General features: G+C 51.2%; 22 protein-coding genes and 1 pseudogene. 1 reads left to right on the top strand and 22 read right to left on the bottom strand.

All coding sequences use genetic code 11. The annotated features are described in order from the left end of the window. Window positions 1-89 precede the first annotated feature (89 nt). The 10 genes from urtE to pth form a co-directional block, all read right to left on the bottom strand. Window positions 90-785: an urea ABC transporter ATP-binding subunit UrtE gene (gene urtE / locus AC0YN4_RS30055; protein WP_475784615.1), complete on the bottom strand. Its 696-nt coding sequence runs from the start codon at window positions 783-785 to the stop codon at window positions 90-92. Beyond that, complete coding sequence (gene urtD / locus AC0YN4_RS30050) at window positions 763-1,551, bottom strand: urea ABC transporter ATP-binding protein UrtD (protein ID WP_475837524.1); 789 nt, start codon at window positions 1,549-1,551, stop codon at window positions 763-765. Before urtD ends, urtE begins: the two co-directional genes overlap by 23 nt. Next, complete coding sequence (gene urtC, locus AC0YN4_RS30045) at window positions 1,511-2,602, bottom strand: urea ABC transporter permease subunit UrtC (protein ID WP_475837534.1); 1,092 nt, start codon at window positions 2,600-2,602, stop codon at window positions 1,511-1,513. The genes urtD and urtC overlap by 41 nt, the downstream gene beginning before the upstream one ends. Before the next feature lie 35 nt (window positions 2,603-2,637). After that, the gene (gene urtB, locus AC0YN4_RS30040) at window positions 2,638-3,546 is read right to left on the bottom strand and encodes an urea ABC transporter permease subunit UrtB (protein WP_475837523.1); all 909 of its coding nucleotides are present in this window, start codon (window positions 3,544-3,546) and stop codon (window positions 2,638-2,640) included. A gap of 121 nt (window positions 3,547-3,667) precedes the next feature. Then, window positions 3,668-4,915, bottom strand: a complete 1,248-nt coding sequence (urtA, locus tag AC0YN4_RS30035) for an urea ABC transporter substrate-binding protein (RefSeq protein WP_475784618.1) — start codon at window positions 4,913-4,915, stop codon at window positions 3,668-3,670. A 360-nt stretch (window positions 4,916-5,275) separates the two neighbouring features. After that, complete coding sequence (locus tag AC0YN4_RS30030; protein ID WP_475837522.1) at window positions 5,276-6,325, bottom strand: lactonase family protein; 1,050 nt, start codon at window positions 6,323-6,325, stop codon at window positions 5,276-5,278. 74 nt (window positions 6,326-6,399) lie between these two features. Further along, on the bottom strand, window positions 6,400-7,494 hold the full coding sequence (locus tag AC0YN4_RS30025; RefSeq protein ID WP_475837521.1) for a peptidylprolyl isomerase: 1,095 nt from the start codon (window positions 7,492-7,494) through the stop codon (window positions 6,400-6,402). Next, on the bottom strand, window positions 7,481-11,011 hold the full coding sequence (gene mfd / locus AC0YN4_RS30020) for a transcription-repair coupling factor (RefSeq protein ID WP_475837520.1): 3,531 nt from the start codon (window positions 11,009-11,011) through the stop codon (window positions 7,481-7,483). Before mfd ends, AC0YN4_RS30025 begins: the two co-directional genes overlap by 14 nt. 159 nt (window positions 11,012-11,170) lie before the next feature. Beyond that, window positions 11,171-11,401, bottom strand: a complete 231-nt coding sequence (locus AC0YN4_RS30015; protein ID WP_090985905.1) for an anti-sigma-F factor Fin family protein — start codon at window positions 11,399-11,401, stop codon at window positions 11,171-11,173. Window positions 11,402-11,456: 55 nt separating this feature from the next. Next, window positions 11,457-12,017 carry an aminoacyl-tRNA hydrolase gene (gene pth / locus AC0YN4_RS30010; RefSeq protein WP_475784622.1) on the bottom strand — a complete coding sequence of 187 codons (561 nt, stop codon included), beginning with the start codon at window positions 12,015-12,017 and terminating at the stop codon, window positions 11,457-11,459. Window positions 12,018-12,146: 129 nt separating this feature from the next. Here pth and AC0YN4_RS30005 point away from each other — a divergent pair, with 129 nt between their 5' ends. Further along, entirely contained in the window at window positions 12,147-12,347 is a 201-nt protein-coding gene (locus AC0YN4_RS30005; RefSeq protein ID WP_475784623.1) for a hypothetical protein, read from the top strand. Between the two features lie 45 nt (window positions 12,348-12,392). Here the strand turns inward: AC0YN4_RS30005 and AC0YN4_RS30000 are convergent, their stop codons facing one another. From AC0YN4_RS30000 to AC0YN4_RS29945, 12 genes and pseudogenes are all read right to left on the bottom strand, one after another. Next, a complete protein-coding gene (locus AC0YN4_RS30000) occupies window positions 12,393-13,043 on the bottom strand; it encodes a 50S ribosomal protein L25 (RefSeq protein ID WP_475784624.1) in 651 nt (216 codons plus the stop codon). 83 nt (window positions 13,044-13,126) lie between these two features. After that, on the bottom strand, window positions 13,127-14,518 hold the full coding sequence (gene glmU / locus AC0YN4_RS29995; protein ID WP_475784645.1) for a bifunctional UDP-N-acetylglucosamine diphosphorylase/glucosamine-1-phosphate N-acetyltransferase GlmU: 1,392 nt from the start codon (window positions 14,516-14,518) through the stop codon (window positions 13,127-13,129). Between the two features lie 230 nt (window positions 14,519-14,748). Further along, the gene (gene spoVG, locus AC0YN4_RS29990; protein ID WP_090985913.1) at window positions 14,749-15,036 is read right to left on the bottom strand and encodes a septation regulator SpoVG; all 288 of its coding nucleotides are present in this window, start codon (window positions 15,034-15,036) and stop codon (window positions 14,749-14,751) included. A 129-nt stretch (window positions 15,037-15,165) separates the two neighbouring features. Further along, on the bottom strand, window positions 15,166-15,558 hold the full coding sequence (locus AC0YN4_RS29985) for a RidA family protein (RefSeq protein WP_475784625.1): 393 nt from the start codon (window positions 15,556-15,558) through the stop codon (window positions 15,166-15,168). 27 nt (window positions 15,559-15,585) lie between these two features. Further along, window positions 15,586-16,425 (bottom strand): pur operon repressor, encoded by an 840-nt coding sequence (purR, locus tag AC0YN4_RS29980; RefSeq protein WP_475784626.1) that lies wholly within the window; start codon window positions 16,423-16,425, stop codon window positions 15,586-15,588. An 83-nt stretch (window positions 16,426-16,508) separates the two neighbouring features. Beyond that, complete coding sequence (gene ispE, locus AC0YN4_RS29975; RefSeq protein WP_475837519.1) at window positions 16,509-17,363, bottom strand: 4-(cytidine 5'-diphospho)-2-C-methyl-D-erythritol kinase; 855 nt, start codon at window positions 17,361-17,363, stop codon at window positions 16,509-16,511. A gap of 343 nt (window positions 17,364-17,706) precedes the next feature. Next, window positions 17,707-17,880 (bottom strand): annotated as a pseudogene (locus tag AC0YN4_RS29970) (small, acid-soluble spore protein, alpha/beta type); the annotation flags it as partial. 165 nt (window positions 17,881-18,045) lie between these two features. Then, window positions 18,046-18,318 carry a biofilm formation stimulator Veg gene (veg, locus tag AC0YN4_RS29965; RefSeq protein WP_090985921.1) on the bottom strand — a complete coding sequence of 91 codons (273 nt, stop codon included), beginning with the start codon at window positions 18,316-18,318 and terminating at the stop codon, window positions 18,046-18,048. A gap of 151 nt (window positions 18,319-18,469) precedes the next feature. Then, complete coding sequence (gene yabG / locus AC0YN4_RS29960; protein WP_475784627.1) at window positions 18,470-19,348, bottom strand: sporulation peptidase YabG; 879 nt, start codon at window positions 19,346-19,348, stop codon at window positions 18,470-18,472. Window positions 19,349-19,418: 70 nt separating this feature from the next. Next, entirely contained in the window at window positions 19,419-20,321 is a 903-nt protein-coding gene (gene rsmA / locus AC0YN4_RS29955; RefSeq protein WP_475784628.1) for a 16S rRNA (adenine(1518)-N(6)/adenine(1519)-N(6))-dimethyltransferase RsmA, read from the bottom strand. Next, window positions 20,321-20,881: a ribonuclease M5 gene (gene rnmV, locus AC0YN4_RS29950; RefSeq protein ID WP_475837518.1), complete on the bottom strand. Its 561-nt coding sequence runs from the start codon at window positions 20,879-20,881 to the stop codon at window positions 20,321-20,323. The genes rsmA and rnmV overlap by 1 nt, the downstream gene beginning before the upstream one ends. A 116-nt stretch (window positions 20,882-20,997) precedes the next feature. After that, a complete protein-coding gene (locus AC0YN4_RS29945) occupies window positions 20,998-22,146 on the bottom strand; it encodes a G5 domain-containing protein (protein ID WP_475784630.1) in 1,149 nt (382 codons plus the stop codon). Window positions 22,147-22,357: the final 211 nt, after the last annotated feature.

The raw sequence follows: 22,357 nt of genomic DNA, 5'->3' as shown, positions 1-22,357 counted from the left end.
CTATTGTTAACCAACCTTACATTTATCTGTATTGTAAGAGTGAAATAGCTAATGTGTCAATGTCTATGTTAGGTTTTATTACATGAATGCTAGACGGTCAAATAATGACGGATGACTTCATCGTTCAAATCGGACAAGCCGCCTTCCCATGCGATCGAGCCTTTCTCGAGGATGTAGAAGTAGTCTCCGACACTCTTCACAAACTCCAAACTTTGCTCCGCCAGCAGAATAGCGGTCTCGCCTCCTGCCTTAATCGATCGAATCACATCGCGGATATCATCGACAATCGATGGCTGAATGCCTTCACACGGTTCATCGAGCAGCAGCAATTCCGGCTCGGAGGCAAGCGCTCTGGCAAAAGCCAGCTGCTGCTGCTGTCCGCCGCTCAAATCACCGCCTCTGCGACCATACATCGAAGGCAATACGGGAAATTTGGCAACGGCCGACTCCGGAATGGCGCGTTTTTTCTCTTTGCACGCTTCCAATCCGAGCAGCACATTCTCAAATACGGTCAGCTGCGGGAAGATTTCGCGCCCTTGCGGCACGTATCCGATCCCCTTCTTCGCACGCTCGCCGGGCGCCCGCTTCGTCAGATCGGTTCCTTTGTAGGTCACCGTACCTTTTCGCGCCTTCAGCACCCCCATAATGCTCTTCATCAGCGTCGTCTTGCCGACCCCGTTACGCCCTAGCAAACAGACGACCTGCCCCGGCCGCACCTGAAGCGTAACCTGCCGCAAAATAACGCTCTCCCCATAACCCGCTTCAAGCTGTTGAACGGCTAGCATCGACATCCCGCCTTTTCCCCAGATACACTTCCGCTACGCGGTCATCGCGCTGCACTTCTTCCATGGATCCTTCCTTCAGCAGCTTCCCCTCATGCATCACCGTCACCTTGCTCGCGAAGCTGCGCACAAATTCCATGTCATGCTCCACGACGACAATCGACTGCGTCTTGCGAATATGCTGCAGCAGCTCGCCGGTTTTCTCGGTCTCCCCATCGGTCATCCCGGCAACAGGCTCATCCAGCAGCAGAATCTCCGGCTCCTGCAGCAGCATCATCCCGATTTCGAGCCACTGCTTCTCCCCGTGCGAGAGTCCGCCAGCTCGCCAGTCCGCTTTTCCCGACAGTCCAACCAGCTCAAGCTGAGCATGAATTCGCTCTCGATCCTCAGCCCGCATCTTCGCTCGCATCGCGGCAAATACGCCCCGTTTCTGCTTCATTGCAATTTCAAAGTTCTCCATCACGGTAAGGGACGCGAATATAGACGGCGTTTGAAATTTGCGGCCGATGCCAAGCTCCGCGATCTGATGCTCCTTCTTCCGCGTAATATCAACGCTTCCGCTGAACATCACCTTCCCGTCAGCCGGCTTCACCTTGCCGCATATGACATCAAGCATCGTCGTCTTACCCGCTCCGTTGGGGCCTATCAGAAATCGCAGCTCCCCCCGGGCAAGGGAGAAATTCATCCCCTGTACCGCTTTAAACCCGTCAAAGTCGACCGTTACCTCGTCACACTGCAGGACTACTAGGGACTCCTTTTGCTCCTTCATCAGCTGCCTTCCTCCTTCTAAACCACTTGAATTGCCCAAACAGGCCCGCCGCTCCTTTCGGTAAGAAGACCACGACAACGACGAACAATGCGCCCATGAACAGAATCCATATATCCGGGTAAGATTCGCTGAAAGCACTCTTAGCAGAATTCAGCAGCACTGCGCCAAGCACCGCGCCGACCAATGTTCCACGGCCTCCGATTGCTACCCAGAGCACCATCTCGATGGAAGGTACAATGCCCATCATAGAGGGAGAAATAATGCCGACATGCAGTACGAACAGCATGCCTGCGAGTCCGGCAAGCCCTGCCGAGATGCTGAAGGCGACCATCTGATAGACAGCAGGGTTATACCCGATGAACCGTACCCGATTCTCGCCATCCCTTATTGCTCGCAGCACCTTACCGAAGCGGCTTTTCACTATAAATCGGCAGAGTATAAAGGCCCCGATTAGCAGCACGACTGTCAACCAGTATAGGTAGCGTTTCGTGTCCGGCGACGCCAGCGAGAACCCGAGCAGCTTACTGTAGCCGGTCACTCCGTTCGTGCCGCCGGTATACGCCTGCTGCCCAATGAACAGCGTGACGGTAATGATGACGAGCGCCTGCGTTAGAATCGTGAAGTACACGCCGCGAATTCGATTGCGGAACGTAAAGTAACCTAGTATCAGAGCCAGCAGCGCCGGTATTAATATACCTGCCAGCACGGCAAAGGGCAGCGATCCGAACGGCTTCCAGAACCAAGGAAGCGCCATTAGGCCGCTCCAATCCATAAAGTCGGGCAGTTTCCCTCCATTTGCATCAAGCTTCAGATACATTGCCATCGCATAGCCGCCTAAGCCGAAGAACACGCCGTGTCCCAGGCTGAGAATGCCGGTATACCCCCATATCAAATCAAGCCCCAGCGCTACAATGGCATAGGCCAGAAACTTCGCCAGCAAATTTAAACGAAAATCACTCAACACAAGCGGTGCACAGAATAACGCAGCAGCGGCAACCGCATAACCCGCCAAAAGCCATATCCGCTCAGGCGTCATCGTTCGAAGCTGCATCATGACTCCACCTTTCAAGGGCAACTCTATCCCGTCTAGTTATCAAGCGAACGTGAGCGCATCGCCACAAGCCCCATCGGCTTCCACTGCAGGAAAGCAACGATACACAGGAACACAAGCACTTTGCCAAGCGAAGCCGTCGTCCAATATTCAAAGATCGTATTCGACATCCCGATGCCAAGCGCACCGAACACCGTTCCTACCAGCTTCCCTACACCACCGAGTACAACGACCATAAACGCATCCACGATGTAGTACGTCCCAATCGAAGGACCAATCGGACCAATGAGCGTAAGCGCACAGCCTGCGATACCCGCAATGCCAGAGCCAATCGCGAAAGTCATCGCATCTACTCTGCGCGTTGAAATGCCGAGGCAGGCAGCCATTTCACGATTTTGCATAACGGCTCTCATTCTGCGTCCGGAGTGACTCCGATAGATGTACAGATACATGACGAACAAACAGACCAACACCAGACCAATGATGAATAGTCGCTTGTACGGGAATACAACGCCGCCCAATGCAGTTACACCGCCATTGAGCCATTCGGGACTTGTTACGCCGACATTCGGTGCACCGAAGATGCTCCGTGCGATCTGCTGCAGCATGAGTCCGACACCCCAGGTGGCAAGCAGACTATCGAGCGGCCGCCCATAGAGAAATCGGATAAGCGTCATCTCCAGCATCATGCCAAACGCGAAAGCAACGCAGAAGCTTACCGGTATGGCAAGCACGAAATACCAGCCGAATGCCGATTCAGGCATATAAGAGGTAAAGAGATTTTGCACGACGTATGCGGTGTAGGCACCGATCATAATAAGCTCGCCATGCGCCATATTAATAACTTTCATCAGGCCAAAAGTAATCGCCAGACCAAGCGCGATAAGCAGCAGAATCGAGCTTACGCTGATCCCGTTAAACAACTGCACTATGATAACATCCATCGATCGCATTCACCCCTTATGCAAACTGCGCCGTCCTAAACACATCAAGCGCTGCCCAATTGCTGGGCCTTGCTGTGTCTGGCGGCGGCGCAGTTCACGTTAGTACCGGACTATTGATTTGTTATTTGCTTTCGCTCAAGCTGGCAGCCCATGAGTAGCCTTTGAGGTAAGGGTCTGGCTTAACCGGCTCTCCGGAGTTCCATACTTCCTTGAATTGGCCATCCGTTTGAACCTCGCCGATCCGAACCGTTTTGTACAGATGCTGTGTTTCGCCGTCGATTTTCACTTTGCCTTCCGGCGCATCCCACTCCAGCTCTTTGGCCGCTTCTTTCACTTTCTCTACGTCCGCGGAGCCTGCTTTCTCAACTGCTGCCGCCCAGAGGTAAACAGCATCATAGCCCGCTTCAATCGGGTCGGCCGTAACACGGTCTTCGCCGTATTTTTTCTTATAGTTTTCAACGAAGGTTTTGTTCGCCGGGGTATCTGTTGTTTGGTAGTAGTTCCAAGCGGCATATGTACCAGCCAGTACATCGACGCCAATACCGCGAATTTCTTCTTCAGCTACGGATACGGATAAGGTCGTCAGGTCTTTTGAGGAGATGCCTGCATCCTTCAATTGTTTGAAGAACGCCACGTTACTGTCGCCGTTAAGCGTATTGAACACCACATCCGGCTTCGCTTCTTTGATTTTGGCAATGACTGTTGCATAGTCGGTATGTCCAAGAGGGGTATATTCTTCACCGGCGAGCTCGCCGCCTTCAACTTTCAGCTGTTCTTTGATGATTTTGTTAGCGGTGCGCGGGAATACGTAGTCAGAGCCTAGGAGGAAGAATTTCTTGCCGTGGTTTTCAAGCAGCCAAGTGACGGCCGGAACGATTTGTTGGTTGGTCGTAGCGCCGGTGTACATGATGTTCGGGGATTGCTCTAAGCCTTCATACTGAACCGGATACCAGAGTAAGCCTTTCAGCTCCTCGAACACCGGAAGCATCGCTTTACGGCTGGAAGATGTCCATCCGCCAAAAACAGTCGCTACCTCATCCTCCGAAATCAGCTTCCGCGCTTTCTCCGCGAATGTCGGCCAGTCGGACGCGCCATCCTCGACGACAGGAACGATCTTCTTCCCTAATACACCGCCTTTAGCGTTTATTTCGTCAATCGCCATCATTTCCGAATCTTTAACCGATACTTCGCTGATTGCCATCGTGCCGCTAAGAGAATGAAGAATGCCGACTTTAATTTCGCTTGCACTGTCGCCGGAACCGGCTGCATTCGTCGATGCGGCCTTATTGTCGTTCTTGCTGCAGCCTGCCAGCACCAAACAACAGGCAAACAGAATGAAAACCCCACTTTTCCAAACGTTCTTCCTCATTCTCCCACTCCCTATCCACTTTTTATCTCTAATCCGAACGTTTTACTGGATTGAACTTCCATCGTTCGTGGTTTCATTATAAGATCAGCCCAAGTTTGATGTCAACAAAGATTACATAAATGATGGAAATATTTATGTGGTAGCGCATACACTCCGAAATTGATCGAATTTATGTTATATTTACTCACTCTTATGATTGAATTATTCAAAAACCACGTTTGTATGTGCCATATATATTACATTTACTTAACGCATAAACTTCATCCTCGTCCCTATCACTACTCCCACGAGCCATCCCTGAATACAACAAAAAAAGCCGGACAGGCATCATGTGCCCATCCGACTTTCTACCTCGCCTACTTATGCAAAAGAAATACAAACCGGCTTGCTCGTCTCGATGACGTTGCCCGTAGGCGTCAGTCCGCCTGTCGCTTCATCGATTCGGAAAGTTACGATGTTATCCGAATCTTGGTTAGCTGCCAGCAGGTACTGTCCATCCGGCGAGATCGCAAAATTTCGCGGTGTTCTGCCGCCGCTCGGCGTAATCTCGACAAGCTCCAGCTTCCCTTCGGCAACTATGCGATAAACCGCAATACTATCATGCCCTCTGTTGGAGCCATACAAGAAGCGGCCATCCGCCGTCACATGAATGTCGGCACATGTCGTCGCTCCGTCATATCCTTCCGGCAGCGTACTAATAATTTGCTTCAACGTAAGCTGAGACTGATCTGCCTCATAGCCGTAAACGCCTACCGTGCTGTCCAGCTCATTAATCACATACAGCACAGGCGACTGCGGGTGGAATGCCATGTGACGCGGACCCGCGCCGGCCGGCATCTCCGTCTCCTTTAGTCTAACCAGCTTCTGCGCGGCATGATCGATTTCATAATGAACGAGTTGATCAATACCGAGGTCTGCAATCAACACGTAACGGTTGGCCGGATCAATAATAGCGGAATGCGGATGCGGCGCTTCCTGGCGATCCTTTCGCGGCCCGCTTCCCTCGTGAACAGCGGAATCCGCCGGCACGAGCGCACCATCCTCACTCTCGATTCCGTATACAGCCAAATTGCCTCCTGTATAGTTCGTCACCACAAGCAGCTTCCCTGTAGCATCGGATTCAATATGGCAAGGTGAACCGCCTTGAGTGGTTACTTCATTGATCGCCTTCAGTTCCCCGTTATCGGCATGGATGGCAAAGCTGTGCACACTACCCGGCTCTGCCCCTGTCTCACTGACCACATAGAGTCTTGTGCCTGCTTCATTGCTTCTTAGAAAGGATGGATTAAGAATGCCTGCTTGACCTGAAAGTCGCGTAATTGCGCCGTCCTCCGTATGTAAGACCATGCCAGAGATGCCTTCTTGCTCTTTCGCTGAATAAGATCCCACAAAAAATAGCTGCTGTCCCATTGAAACGCCTCCCATTTTTCGCTGATATGTTCAAAACAAGCCCAGCCATGAGGCTGAGCTTGTTGTGTTGCTTCTTACTTCTTGTCGTTTGTTGCTTTATCGTCTGTTGCTTTGTCCGTGTTGTCTGATTTCGAATCATTCGTCTTCGAATCATCCGTCTTGGAATCATCTGCAGCAGGCGTTTCCGCTTTAGGCAGATCAATCTTCGTAATCAGCTTCGGAAGCTCGTCCGTCATAAATTTATTCAGGTTTGCCGAGGCAACAGCTTGCTTCAGCAGCGTCTTGTCTTCTGCGGTTAATTTATCGAATGCTGTAGCTTCGCGTTTCTCAACCTTCATGACATGGTAACCGAATTGGGATTTAACCGGTTCGCCGACTTTGCCGATTTCTTGCTTGTTGGCTGCGTCTTTAAATTCCGCAACCCAGCCTTTAGCTTGCTGCGCTTCGTACAGACCGCCGTTTTCTTTGGAGCCTGTATCGTCGGAGTACTTCTTCGCAAGCTCTTTCCAGTCGCCGCCTGCATCCAGCTTCGCTTTTACTTCTTTCGCGATTTTTAGCGCTTCTTCGTCTTTACGCTTCTCTTCGCCTGTCGCAGGATCTACAGTGCCAATGAGAATGTGACGAACGCTAATCACGTTATAATCAGCTTTTGTCGTTTCGAATTCTTTCTTTACTTGATCGTCGGTTACTTTCTTCTCTTGCTCCTTCATAATCGTAGAGATCATGGAGTAGAAGTATTTAATATCGTCTTCAGTCAAACCAGCGTCATCGGCTTTCTTCTTGATTTCCGGTGTACCGTCGATTTGCTGCTTCATTTGCGTGTAGAAATTGTCGACTTCTTTCTTCGTTGCATCATCTTGCTTAACGTCGCCTAGACGCTTGTACAACACTTTGTAGCCGATATATTCACGCAGAAATTGTTCCTGCAGCTGTGGAATGCTGAGGTACATCTCTGTTTGAGGCTGTACGATGCCAAAGAATGTCGAGTACTTCTTAAATTCCTTATCCGTTACCGTGCCGTCTGTATACGTAGCGATCGTCTTGCCTTCGCCCGTACCCGGAGCCGCGCCCTCCTCTTTCTTCTTGCCGCAGCCTGCTGCCAATACAACAACCAGCACAGCAGCCAGCGCGAGCAGAGTCGCTTTTCTCCAATAGTTAGTGCGTAACATTCTGTAGTTCCCCTTTCGATTGAATGGTGTCTTTATAGTGCATCAAAAAACGTTCCAGCAGCTCAAGCTTCTGCTCCACCGACAATCCTTTGCCTCTTAATTGCATAAGCGGATAAGGCTCTTGTCCGGCCGAACGCTTGAACCGGTTTTCCAGCTGCAGGCATAACAGGTCAACCTTCTTCGTGTCGAACCGCTGCTTCTCACGTTCCGCGAAACGCAAGGCGATATCCTCGCCTTTTCCGCCGATTTGCTCAATGCCGCAGATCGCGCCGTACACCTTCAAACGAGCTACAGAAAGCAGGTTGTCGACCGCTTGCGGCAGATCGCCAAACCGGTCAATCAACTCCTCACGCAAATCTTCCACTTCCTCGAAGGTGCGAACCGAGGCCACTTTCTTATAAATCTCTATCTTCTGTATGCTATCGTAAATATAGGAAGACGGCAAGTAGGCATCGATGCTCATATCTATGATCGTGCTGACTTCTTTCACAGGCTCCTCGACTTCGCCGCCGCCCATGTCTGCTTTACGCTTCTTAATCTCATCAGCCAGCATTTGCGAATACAGATCAAAGCCAACAGAGGCAATGAACCCGTGCTGCTCCGCACCAAGCAGGTTCCCCGCTCCGCGGATCGACAAGTCGCGCATCGCAATCTTGAATCCGGAGCCGAGCTCCGTAAATTCTTTGATCGACTGCAGCCGCTTCTCGGCCACTTCTGTCAGTACTTTATCACGTTGGTAGGTGAAGTATGCATAAGCGATCCGGTTGGATCGTCCTACCCTGCCGCGCAGCTGATACAGCTGAGAAAGCCCCATCTTGTCCGCGTCGTGGACGATAAGTGTATTGACGTTCGGAATATCAACGCCTGTCTCAATGATGCTGGTGCTGACAAGCACGTCGGATTCCCCGTCAAGGAAGTCCAGAATCGTCTTCTCCAGCTCCTGCTCCGACATTTGGCCATGACCGACCGCCACCCGTGCATCCGGCACAAGCGCATGGATTTGCTCTGCCATCTGGTGGATTCCCTGTACGCGATTATATAGATAGTACACTTGGCCGCCGCGCGCAAGCTCCCGCTCGATGGACTCCCGCACAAGCGATGGACTGTATTCCACCACATAGGTTTGAACCGGGAAACGATTCTCCGGCGGCGTCTCAATGACGGACAAGTCCCGCACACCGAGCATCGACATATGAAGCGTGCGCGGAATCGGCGTTGCCGTCAGCGTCAGCACGTCGACGTTTGTTTTGAGCCGCTTCAGCTTCTCTTTATGCGACACGCCGAAACGCTGCTCCTCATCCACGATAAGCAGTCCCAGGTCTTTGAAAATAATATCCTGCGAAAGCAGACGATGTGTGCCGATGACGACATCGACCGTGCCCGCCTTCAGCCCTTTCATTGTGGCTGTTTGATCCTTCTTCGAACGGAAACGGCTGAGCACCTGCACATTGAATGGGAATCCCGAGAAACGCTCCCGGAAGGTTTCATAGTGCTGCTGCGCCAGAATCGTTGTTGGTACCAGAATAGCGACCTGCTTACCCTCAATAGCGGACTTGAATGCTGCCCTTACTGCTACCTCGGTTTTACCGTAGCCGACATCTCCGCAGAGCAGGCGATCCATCGGACGCGCGATTTGCATATCCTTCTTGATTTCGGCTATGGCCCGCAGCTGATCGACTGTTTCGTCATAAGGGAACATCGCCTCGAAATCCTGCTGATACGAAGTATCTGCGCCGAATGCGAAGCCGGTCGTGGACTGCCGCTCGGCATACAGCTTAATGAGCTCATCGGCAATGTCTTTGACCGACGATTGCGCTTTGCTCTTCACCCGCGTCCATTCGCTGCCGCCAAGTTTATACACCTTCGGCTCTTTCTCTTCGGAGCCGACATATTTCTGAATCAGGTCAATCTGCTCGATCGGTACAGACAGCTTGTCGCCGCCCGCGTACAAAATATGCATATAGTCCTTATGGATACCGGCAATTTCAAGCGTACCGATCCCCATGTACTTGCCGATACCATGATTCTGATGGACGACGTAATCGCCTACCTTCAGCTCCGTATAGCTCTTAATCCGCTCCGCATTGTCCATCTTCTTATCGAGGCGGCGCGCCTTGCGCTGCTTCTGCGAGAACATCTCGCCTTCGGTAATTACGATGAGATGAATCGAAGGCAGCTCGAAGCCCGTTTGCAGATTGCCTTCCATGATAACAGGCGGTTCAATGCCATAGTCATGCAGCACCCGGCGCATGCGGTCCATCCGCTCCGCGTTTCCGGCCAGCATCATAACCGTGGCGCCTGTCTTGCGCCAACGTTCCATCTCCGCTTTCAGCACGTTCATTTGACCGTGGAAGTTCTGCATGGAGCGGCACACTACGTTCAAAATATTTTGCGGCTGCGTATGCGGAATTTGCCTTAAGAAAAGGGAAAGAAACAGCGTCGGGAACGGACGATGGAAGAGCACGTCGTCAGAAGGACGCGCAAGGGCCAGCGAAGGCAGCGCTTTGCCGTTCGTTAAGAGATGCAGCGCCCACTCCGATTCATCCCGCTCCAGCTGGCGACCGGTTTCAATCAGCCTTGTCGGCTCGTCATAAATAAGCAGCGTATCCTTAGGTACATAGTCAAATAACGTATGCCGCTCCGGATAGAGCAGCGAAATATATTTATAGATTTCCGGAAAATACACATGCTCCCGCAGCTTCTCAAGCTCCGAACCGATCTCCGAACGCAGACGATCCTTCGCTGTGCGGTCTGTCATCTTCAGCAGCTGCTGCTCCAGCAGCTCTGCGGCATGCTGAGCCGCATTCTCAAACCTTCTCGCATCAGCCAGAATTTCCTGACAAGGCGGTACGGTATACGTCTCCATCTTCTCAATGGAGCGTTGATCGGACTGATCAAAGGAACGAATCGAATCGATCTCGTCGTCGAACCATTCCACCCGATACGGATGCGCTGAAGTAAGCGGGAAGAAGTCGACGATTCCGCCCCTCACACTCATTTCACCTTTGCCCTCTACCTTATCGACGCGCACAAAGCCAAGCTCTACCATTTGGCGTAAGAACGCTTCCAACGATAGCGTCTCGCCTACGCGCAGCTCGATGCGAGCACCGGCCATCACGCTGCTTATCGGCAGGAAACGCCGTACGCCGGAGAACGGCACGACAACAATCCCGCGAAACCCTTGCGACAGTCGGATAAGCACATCCATCCGTTGCGCCAGCGTTTCCGGGCTCGATATTGCTGCTTCTGCAGCGACTAATTCATTGGCGGGATACAGCAGGACCTCGTTCTCGGACAAGCACTCCACCAGATCCTCCGCAATCTTCTGCGCGGCGAACATATTGTGAGTGACCACCAGCATCGGTCTGTCAAACTCCTGTTTCAGAGCAGCGATCATGACCTGCCTCGAAGAACCGGCGAGCCCCGATATCAGCTGCTCCTGCATCCCTTTCTTGATTCCGGATACGATAGATTGAAAATCCGTATCCGCAGCGTAAGCTTCCAGTAATGCTTTCAACGTTAGCGGCACCTCGTTTCTTTCCACACCAGACAATCTATAAGAACCGGCACCTGCCGTCCTCTAGCAAAGGTACAATTCACATTTTCCATTCGAGATCACTACAAAAAGAAGCCTCAGCCGTACGCCAAGGCTCTTCATTCATTTCCTGCAGCCCGCTTATTGCAGCGGGTTCGAAACAAGCAGCAGCTCAGGGTTGCTGTCGATTGCCTCGCGGCAATAGTCGCAAACCACGTTAACCGTAACGTCGCCGTTCGGATTATACGCTATTATATCGCTGCGCTCTTCGGGGGTCAAGAAATGGAAACCGAGCTGTGTTTCTGAAATTTGGGCGTTGTCGATCGACCCAATCTGCGATTTGCAATGCCGGCAAATATAATTTACAGCCATATGTATGCCTCCTGAGTATTCGTTATACCCTCAGTATGCCCGCATCAGCTGAAATTTAACGGTTATATTTGGCCATCGTGCGTTCAAATGGATTCGTTAGGGCGAACTCGGCCGCATCGCAGCTATCTTCCACCATCACCTTCAGCAGATCCTGCTCGCTCTTCGGGAAATTCGAGAGCACATAGTCCGAAATGCTCATGCCCGGCTGCGGACGAGAGATACCAATTCGAATCCGGTCGAACGTCTGGGTCCCTGTATGCTGAATAATGGACTTAATCCCATTATGACCGCCGGCGCTGCCTTGATAACGCAGACGGATTTTGCCCGTTTCCGTATCCATATCATCGTAAACGATAATGGCATCTTCCAAATTCGCTTTAAAATAATCCATGAAGCCTCTTACCGTTTCACCGGATAAATTCATAAAGGTCATCGGTTTAATGAGTGCAACTTTCGTTCCCGCCACATTGCCTTCGCCAATAAGTCCCTTGCATTTGCTCTGCGTAACGCTAATCCCCCAACGCTTAGCCAGCGCATCGACGACCATAAAGCCCACATTATGCCGCGTCCCTTGATACGCGGTGCCGGGGTTGCCTAATCCGACTATCCATTTCATGCTGAATCCTCAACTCCTGCTACAACCAAATTTCTTTTTTCTTTATGCAACGAATCTTCGCCTTCAATTGTCATACATATAGATTCGGCAGAAAAGCCGAACTTCGTTCATAAAGGAGCGTATCTTTCGATGTATGTAAACGGCCAGCCTATCTTCGACGATTATCATTTCCAGGATCACCATGAGCATCAAGTTCCTGTCCAAGTCTATTGGGGCCAAGAACATCATGATATTGGCTACGTCGAATATTTCAGCCCATCGTACATCAAGATGAATAATATTTTCTACAGCCGCAAGCAGTTTACCTTTGTTTCCAGACCCGGCTATTGAAAAAAAGTAAAGGGCTGCCTCTTACCCGCAGCCCTGATCGTTCTTTTATTCGAACTTAACCGCATGCATCTCCGCTTCATGTGCACGCTGCTCCGCTTCCTTCGTTTCTACCGCCGCATCCTCTGCTTCTTCCGCCGTCAGATCTTTCTGAGGAGTCAGAATCGTTACAATGACTTGGTCTGCGTCCAGCTTGGTCGTTACACCGGATGGAAGCTTCAAATCACTGACTAACAGGTTCTCCCCGATGCCGAGTGAGGACACATCCACCTCAATGACCTCCGGTATACGATCCGGCAAACAATGCACCTCAAGCTCATGCAGCATCGCCTGCAGAATTCCGCCTTCGCGCACCCCGGTAGAGTCACCGACCATCTCCAGCCGAACCGGCGTTTTGATGGTTTCATTCATGTTCACCTGATGGAAATCAATATGGAGCAGCTCGCGTGTCAGCGGCTCGCGCTGCACTTGCGTCAGCATGACGGGCTGCTTGCCTTCTCCCGGAATATCAAGTTCAAGCAAGGCATGGGGATGGGAGCGAAGCAAATGCGTCAGCTCCTTCTCATTGACCGAGATCGAAATCGATTTGCTTAGCTTCGTGCCGTATACGACGCCGGGTATGTTGCCCTGCTGTCTCATTTGTCTCAATTGGCCTTGCGTGGCTGTCGTCCGTGCTTCTGCTCGAAATGGTATCGCCATAGTCGGAAACCTCCTGAGAGTGTAGTGATTTCCATATATTCATACCCATTCCGCCCCGGAAATAAACGAACAACTTCTCACAATCAGCCTTTCGCCTTGCTATCCTTCTTCGCTTTGGCGCGTCCGCGCAGCTTCTCCGCATAACCCGGTTTGTTGACCTGGCGCTCGCGAGCGATCGCTACATCATTGTCCGGCACGTCCTGCGTAATGGTAGATCCTGCAACGACATAAGCACCGTCACCGATCTTAACAGGCGCAATCAAATTCACGTTGCTGCCTACGAAAGCACGGTCGCCGATTTCGGTCAGTGACTTGTTATAGCCGTCATAATTAACGGTAATCGCGCCGCAGCCGATATTCACGTCTTTACCTACTTTCGCGTCCCCAACATAGCTCAGGTGGGAAACCTTCGTGCCTTCGCCTAGCTCAGCGTTCTTGATCTCGACGAAATCGCCGATTTTGCAGCCTGCACCAAGCTTCGCACCCGGACGCAAGTAGGCATATGGTCCTACTGCACATTCGTCGCCAATAACCGACTCCACAGCGTTGGAATGCTTCACTGTTACACCGTTTCCGATCTCCGTATCCGTAATATCCGCATGAGGACCAATCACGCAGTCTTCTCCGATCACAGTACGACCGCGCAATACGGTGCCTGGGTAAACAATCGTATCCGAGCCGATAACCACATCTGCTTCAATGTAAGTCGCAGCAGGATCGATAATCGTCACGCCGTTAATTTGATGCTTCCGGTTAATTCGGGCACGCATGAGCGCTTCCGCTTCTCCAAGGCCGACACGGTCGTTAACGCCAATGCCTTCGGCATAATCCGGCGTGCAATACGCGCCGACGGTCTCGCCTGCGTTCTTCAATATTTCCATCACGTCAGTGAGGTAGAACTCACCTTGTGCATTGTTATTCGTTACCTTCTTCAGCGCCTGGAACAGCTTCTTATTGTCGAAACAATACATGCCTGTATTGATCTCCGTAATCGTCGCTTGCTCAGGCGCACAGTCCTTCTGCTCCACGATCCGCAGTACATTGCCGGCTTCATCGCGGATGATACGACCAAGTCCTTGTGGATTAGGCACAATGGCCGTCAGCACGGTAGCCGCTGATTCTGTCTTCGTATGAAGCGCAAGCAGCGCTGCAATCGTTTCTGAAGTCACCAGAGGCGTATCTCCGTACAGAATGACCGTCGTTCCCGCTTCCTCGCCAAGCAGCGGCTCTGCTTGCTGTACGGCATGGCCCGTACCAAGCTGCTGCTCCTGCAGAACAAACTCCACGCCATCTCCGAGATACGTGCGGACCGTTTCCGCGCCATGACCAAGAACGACGACTGTGCGCTCACAAGCCGCATCTTGTACCGTCTGCAGCACATGCGCCACCATTGGCTTCCCACAAACCGGATGCAACACTTTATATAGTTTGGACTTCATTCGTTTTCCTTGTCCAGCTGCCAATACGATCGCCATTACTTTCTTCAAAGGATGTCCCTCCCAGCTTCTATATCCCTATGTTATTCAAAATATAAACCATAGACACAGCTTATATTTCTCCGAAATGAACCTCGCCGGCGCCACCATATCGGATAGCCGCAGCCGATTCACCTTGCTTAAATGCTCTACTGAATATAGCGTATCTGTGGGCAAAAGAAAAGAGAGCCCGGTTGGGCTCTCTTTGCTAGACGTCTTAACACCTTGATTTAGGCGCCTTCTTCGATTGCTACATCTTCTTCCGTCGCTGCACGTTCGTATTCTGCTAGGACGGCAGCTTGGATTTTCTCCCGTGTCGTCGAAGAAATAGGGTGTGCGATATCGCGGAATTCTCCATCAGGAGTACGCTTGCTTGGCATTGCCACAAACATTCCATTGTTACCGTCAATCACGCGAATATCGTGAACGACAAACTCATTGTCAATGGTAATTGAGGCGATTGCCTTCATCCGGCCTTCGGAATTTACTCGGCGGAGTCTAACATCGGTAATTTGCATCTGTGTTCACCACCTTTGCCTATCAAGGACTTGGTGTATACTTCCACGTTTCAATGCGAATTCCTTCATGATTCTGGAAAATATCTGTATAGTTTGAAAATATTTTTTAAATCGGAATATTATCCGTTTCTATTCGACTTCAATCGCCACGATCAGCTCAATTTCGACAAGAACGTCTTTGGGCAGGCGCGCAACCTCAACGGTAGAGCGAGCCGGCTTATGGTCGCCGAAGTAGGATGCATAAATGGCATTGAGCGCTGCGAACTGATTCATATCTTTAATGAATACCGTCGCCTTCGCCACGTCAGCGAACGTTGCTCCCGCTTCAGCCAGGACAGCTTGTAGATTACGGAATACTTGATGCGTCTGCTCTTCAATTCCACCTTCAATAAGAACGCCTTCCGCTGTCAGCGGAATTTGACCGGAGGTAAACAGCAGGTTGCCAATCTTTATAGCTTGGGAGTAAGGTCCGATTGCAGCTGGCGCTTGTGTTGTCGCCACGATTTGAGGTTGTGCTTTCATGAACAAGTAATCCTCCTCGATTAGATGCTAAACAGATGTCCGGGACGTGAAATAGTTGCCCGGTACAACGGTTGTGTGTTTGGTCTTCATATCTACAGCCGTCAGCTTCGCCAACGACACATAATCCTCTAGCAATCGATCCTCGGTTTCCAATTCCCCGGATTCCACGAATACGCCGACACCGGCTACCTTTGCGTTGAACTCGAACAGCAAATCCATCATGCCTTGAATCGTTCCGCCGGCCTTCATAAAATCATCAATGATTAATACGCGTGCATGTTCCTTCAATGCACGACGTGCAAGCGACATCGTCTGAATACGCTTATTGGAGCCCGATACGTAATTGATGCTCACAGCAGAGCCTTCCGTCACTTTATTGTCGCGACGCACAATGACAACAGGCAAATTCATGCAAGCTGCCGTTGCATAAGCAAGAGGGATCCCTTTCGTCTCGACCGTCATGATGACATCGATATCCGAAGCTGCGAATGCGGTTGCAAACATTCGTCCAACATCTGCGAGCAGCCCTGGCTGTCCCAGCATATCCGTCATGTACAAGTAGCCTCCGGCAAGTACCCGCTCCGATTGCTCCAATTGACGACAAATGCCGTTCATGATGCCAAGTGCCTCGGCCTGACCCATCTTCGGCGTATATTTCACGCCTCCGGCGGCTCCTGCCAACGTATGCAGCTCACCGAGTCCTTCTTCTTCGAATACCTCTTTAATAATCGCCAGATCCTCACTAATAGATGACTTGGCAGATTGGTAGCGATCAGCGAATGCTGTCAGAGAAATTAACGTATGGGGGCGTGTAAGTAAGTACTGCGTCATTTCTACTAACCTTGCACTCCGTTTTAACTTCTTCAACGTGTACTCCCCCCAGCCAAATCCGAATATTATAATGACATAATACCATTTTCATACGGATTTAATCAAGACGCACGTAGGGTTCATGTCAGCATTCTTACCACATAGACTTCTTTGCAAAATCCACGGAGTCCATTGTAGATGCGCGAGACCTTCGCTTCCTTGCTTACAAGGCCAAAAACCGTCGGTCCGCTGCCTGACATTAACACGCCATCTGCGCCCAGTCGCTGCATAATTTCCTTAAGCTGCAGCACCTCGGGGTGAAGCTGAAGCGTTACCGTTTCCAGCACATTGCCCAGATACGTGCAAACGCCGCCGAATGAGCCGCTTGAGATTGCGGACAGCATGTCCGCTGTTGATGGATGCTGCTTCAGCTCAGAAGCGCGCAGCTTCCCGTACACGTCTGCCGTGGAAACGTTGATTGGCGGCTTCGCCAGAATGACCCAGCATTGCGGCGGGTTGCTGATTCGCTCCAGCTTCTCTCCGCGGCCGCGTGCGATTGCAGTACCGCCGGTTACACAGAACGGTACATCGGAGCCAAGCTCCGCACCGAGCGTACACAGCTCTTCTTCGGAGATGCCCAGCCCCCACAGCCGATTGAGCCCCCGCAGCGTAGCGGCTGCATCACTGCTTCCGCCGGCAAGCCCTGCGGCAACCGGTATCTTCTTATCCAGATGAATATAGACGCCTTTACGGACATTGTAGCGATCCTTAATCAGTCTTGCTGCCTGAAAGGCTAAATTCTTCTCGTCTAGCGGAATATATCCCGCCTGACTCGAGATAATGATGGTGTCCCGCGGAAGCTCTTCCATCTCAAGCCGATCTGCTAAATCCACCATTGTCATAATCATTTCAACCTCGTGGAATCCATCCTCACGCTTACGCATGACGTCCAGCAGCAGGTTGATTTTTGCCGGCGCTTTCTCATAAATCTTCATATGTAGGCTCACCCGTCCGTTATCGTTAAACTTCACATATTATAACAAAAGGTCATAAGAAAAGCTAAGATGCTTTGAGCAGTCTACGGGCCTGCTCAACACCTTAGCTTGAAATAACCCCTTAGTGTGGTTGATATTGGGACGCTTGCTGCTGTGCGGCCTGCATGGCTTGATGCATATAAGCCGGAACCGTACCGGATGCCTGCTGGCGCTGTGGCGCATAATTAGGCTGCGTTTGCGGCTGCACGAATGGACTGCGGGCAGGCTGAGGCCTGTAGGTAGTTTGTGCCGACTGATACGTTTGCGGCTGATAGGGCTGGGATTGCGCCTGCTGCGCGGCATATTGCTTAGCAGCGGCCTGCTCAGCGATTTGAATCGCACGTTTTACCATATTGCCGGCATCCTTTGCTTTAATGCCTCCCCAGCCTTCCTTCTGCACGGTATCATAGAAGCCCAGATCCTTCGCCAGCTCTTTCTTCAGCTCTTCACTCATCGTACCGCGGCGTCTGCGTGACATATACACTCTCCTCCTTTGAAACGGGTAGTACCGTTAGTATGGTTGTTTTTGTCGTTCTCATACGGAGTAAAAGGTACGGCCATATCGGCACAAAAAAAGTGCAGATTCTGCCTACGCTGCTCTCGCCGCGTCCGCAAATCTGCACATGTTCGATTCCTATTTATCTCATTGTATATACGTAATGCGTACTTGACCATCGTCACTGTCCACCGTAACTTCAACGGACTCCGTTAATATATCGGCGTAGCTGTAAGAGACGCGCTTAAACGCATGCTGCTCCTGGTCGAGCCTGACAATAAATACAGAAGGGTAGATTTCTTCTAACACACCGGTCCGTTCAATCGTCTTTCGACGACCACCGTTAGCACGAAGACGGATTTTGGAGCCGACATGGGTTTCCAAACTGCGTTTGATTTCCAATAGCGCATTTTTTGCCATTGTGCACTACCACCTCTTTCCTTGTCCATTATAACCAAAAGGAGGTGGTTTGTCAAAAAATTATAATTATAACAGTGGAGTCACTTTGGTGTCAATATAAAAAAGGGTACTTTTTTCTCCGGTACGTATATTTTAGCCCGAAGCAGCCATATTATACAGTTGGCTTTACACCGGTCAGCGTTTTAGGCTTAGGCAAACCAACCCGGAACTTCCCTAATGTTTCAATGCCCCCGACTCCATCGATTCCGCTGATTGTGCCGTGAATGACATCCGATAAATTGATCGTCTCTCGTATCGAGGTATAGCTGGCTTTAATGGCGACATACACCGGATCCAGCGCATGGATGAGCACCCGGCCCGGAGAACTGGCGAAGTTCGATCCATTCTGCAGCAGCGCTTCATAATGCGATTGGCATGCGCCGGCTACGACAATTAAGCTGTCTTTGCTTTTCTCATACTGACGCGCTATCCGTACTGCATTAACGAAATTTTGCGAGTTTTTGTAGCTGGCCAGGTTATGCAGATCATCCTGGTTCCGAGTCTTCAGCACGCCGTCATGGCCGGTTATCACGACAATATCCGGTTTAATCTGTGGAAGCAGTCGGTAAACCACGTCGGCCATTTGGGATTCATGTACGTATACCCCGTGGGCAGGGACGCGCATTTGCGTATACAGCTGCATGCTTTTTCTCATATAGTTGCTGTCCCCGTCCAAATGAAGTACTTTTCCGGGCACCTCAAAGTACGGCTGGGATTGGCTTTGCGCGCGCTGCAGTTCACGTTCAATTATCTGCTGCTCGCGTTGTTCCTGCATCCTTAGCGTGGACTCACTGGCCTTAATGCGTGCCTGCCTCGCTGCGCCGGAAGATTCCGGATCGCTCATAACGGACAAATCGACAATTGGCGCGTCTGCAAGCAGACGATAGTCGGTGCCCTTTAGGATGGCTGTCTGTTCTTCTAGAATTGTCGCAACACGAAAAAGGACGTCCCCGCCATAGGATTTGCGGACGACCAGGTCCCCTTGCTTCATGGGCAAATCACCTCTTCGTCTATCCTATGGGGAGACGCCCCTGATGGTGCGCTCACTTTTATTTTTTCGTCTAGCTGCTGTGTAAGTCCGCAGCCAGGAGTGCACGGCTCAATGCGGCAAACTCCTCAAGAGACAGCGTCTCCCCACGCCGGGACGGATCTATGCCGATGCCTTCAAGCAGCGGTCCGAGCTTCTCGCGATTCACTTTGCCTACATAAGCGGTCAAATTGTTCGCAATGGTCTTGCGGCGCTGCGCGAAACAAGCCTGTACCGTTTGGAAGAAATGCGCTTCGTTCTCGACTTCAACAGCCGGCTTGTCCCGCAGCGAAAGCTTTATAACCGCGGAATCAACATTCGGCTGCGGAATGAAGACGGTATGCGGGACAATGCAAACCAGCTCAGGCACACAATAGTACTGCACAGCAACGCTAAGGCTGCCGTACTCCTTGCCACCGGGCTTGGCCGCCATCCGCTGCGCGACTTCCTTCTGGATCATGACGACGATATTCTCAAGCGGCAGTTTCTCTTCCAGAAGCTTCATCAGAATCGGAGTCGTCACGTAATAAGGCAGGTTCGCAACAACACTCACGCCGGAGAGCCCGGCAAACTGCTCCTTCAGCAGCTGGGCAAGGTCGAGCTTCAGCACGTCGCCATGTACGACGTGCACATTCGGCGTATCCGCCAATACATCCTTAAGAATCGGAATAAGCCGATTGTCGATCTCCACTGCGGCTACGCGTCCTGCAGCGTCTGCCAGCTTCTGCGTCAATGCGCCGATACCCGGCCCGATCTCAAGCGCGCCTTTCGTCTCATCCAGCTCAGCGGCGCTGACAATGTTACGCAAAATATTTTGATCGATCAGAAAGTTCTGACCGAGGCTCTTCTTAAATGTGAAACCGTATCTGGCGATAATGTCTTTCGTGCGCTTCGGTGAAGCAACATCGACACCTGCCTTCATTCCCTCTGTCATCATTAATCTCCTTCGCTCGCCTGCTCCATCGTGGTTAGAGCCCGCATAAATTCCTCACGCGTAATTCGAAACATCGAACAGCGCTTATAGAACTGCTTGCCATTCGCATAGCCGATTCCGAGCAGATTGCCCATCTTCAGCCGTCTATCCGAAGCTTGCGGATGTACGAGCAGACCTGCTTGCATTAAATCTTCCATCGTGACCTCAGCAAGGCCGGCAGTGTCAGACGTCGCTTCCGTCCGCAAATTAGCGAGTGCTCGCTTAATTGCTTCCGGTGATGCGTTCTCGACGCCTATGTCTCCTTTGTAAAGCGCCTCCTCCTGAGGGAGAAAAGCATGCTTGCAGCCTGGTACACGCTGCGCCACGATCTTGCGGATTCGCTCGCCTGCATGATCAGGGTCGGTGAAAATAATAACGCCTCTGCGCTCCTGCGCCAGCATGACTCGGCGGATTACCCCTTCGCCAATCGCCGACCCACCGGTCTCAATGGTTTCTGCTTCAACGGCGCGTTTGATGGCGACAGTATCGTCTTTACCTTCTACTACAATGATTTCTTTAATCATGGGACTCCATTCCTTCCCTTCCGTACAACATGCAAAAAGAAGAGGCATCGCCTCTTCTTATGATGGCATATTTACGCGCGAAATACGATACGCATGTTCATACCGAGGAATACTGCCTACACTGCTGATGGTTTCTTCGGACCCAGCACATAAACCGTATAGCCCCGCTTCCGCCCAAATTTATCGGCATACGACTCGCTGTCAAAGTAAACATCAATCTTGTTGCCTTTGACTGCACTGCCCGTATCCTCAGCTCGGCGGAAACCGATTCCTTCGATATACACCCACCAGCCGATCGGAATGACTTTCGGGTCGACCGCAATGGTACGGCCTTCTTGAACGCGTGCTCCCGATGCGGTAATACCGTACTGTGGATGGTTCTTGCCTTTACCCGTCGAAGCCAAGCCGGCAGAATAAGCCGTAAGGGTTACATTCTTTATTACTTTCTTTGCACTGAACGTAACGCCTCGCTTCGTCATGGTAGATATGCTCGGCGAATTCGCCCGCAGCATCGTTACCTTCGGTTCAGGTTTCTTCGTCCCGACCGACACGATTTGATCGACAGAAGGTGACTTGGTCAACTTCTCGACTAATGTCTGCGAGACTAGAACTCCGTCTTCGAAAGTCTTTTCATAACGTTTAACGACCGTGCCTTGTTTACCCGTTTGGACAAGCTGTTCTTTCCCTTGCGCTAGCTTGGGATCATCCTTCTTCACAGTGGAGAAGGGAACGGGGTGGGTACTCTCCGAGATCTTCGTATCAATCCGAGTGATTGAAATAATCATATTCGGTTTAAGTCCCGAGGATAACGAAGGTACTACCTTATCTTGACTGCGTATCGATATATGAGCCTGATCGATCGCCGCCTGTACGGTTCTTTCTGTCGTGTACAACGTTCTTGCTTTGCCGTCAGCTTTTACAATAAGAGGCACCGCTTGATTAATAACAATTCGGTCACCGTCTTTAATACCGCCATCCAGCGGCATCGACACTTTATCATAAGTGCCAACTGCAATAGCTTGTTCATCCAGTAGGCGTTGAAGGACCCATTGCTTCGTAGAGACAATGGTTTCTCGTCCATTCACTACTACGGACACGCGCTTGTCAGCCGTTCCGTACAACAACACCAGAAACATGAAAGTCATAGCGATTGAGATCATAGCGCTTAGTACAATTAAACGCATGTTCTCATGCTTCCATCGCAATGCGAAAGACATGCTGGATGATCGTTTCCCATGGGTGTCCTTAAGCTGGAGTGCTCCCATTTCATCGGTCCTCCTTACATAGCCCCGCCGCCTTTGTTACGCATGATTACATAGACGCGACTATAGAGATTTTCTTTCCAAATTCAGCCCCGGACCACTTCCATAATACAGCTTTTGTCGTCAGTTTATGCTTCTTTCAAACAAAAAGAAGCCCGACGACAGAGGATCTGTTTCGTGGCTTCCCATTAGACAATGGTAGCATGGAATTGCA

The organism is Paenibacillus sp. J22R3, from assembly GCF_056269305.1.
This window is presented reverse-complemented; position numbering and strand designations above follow the sequence as displayed.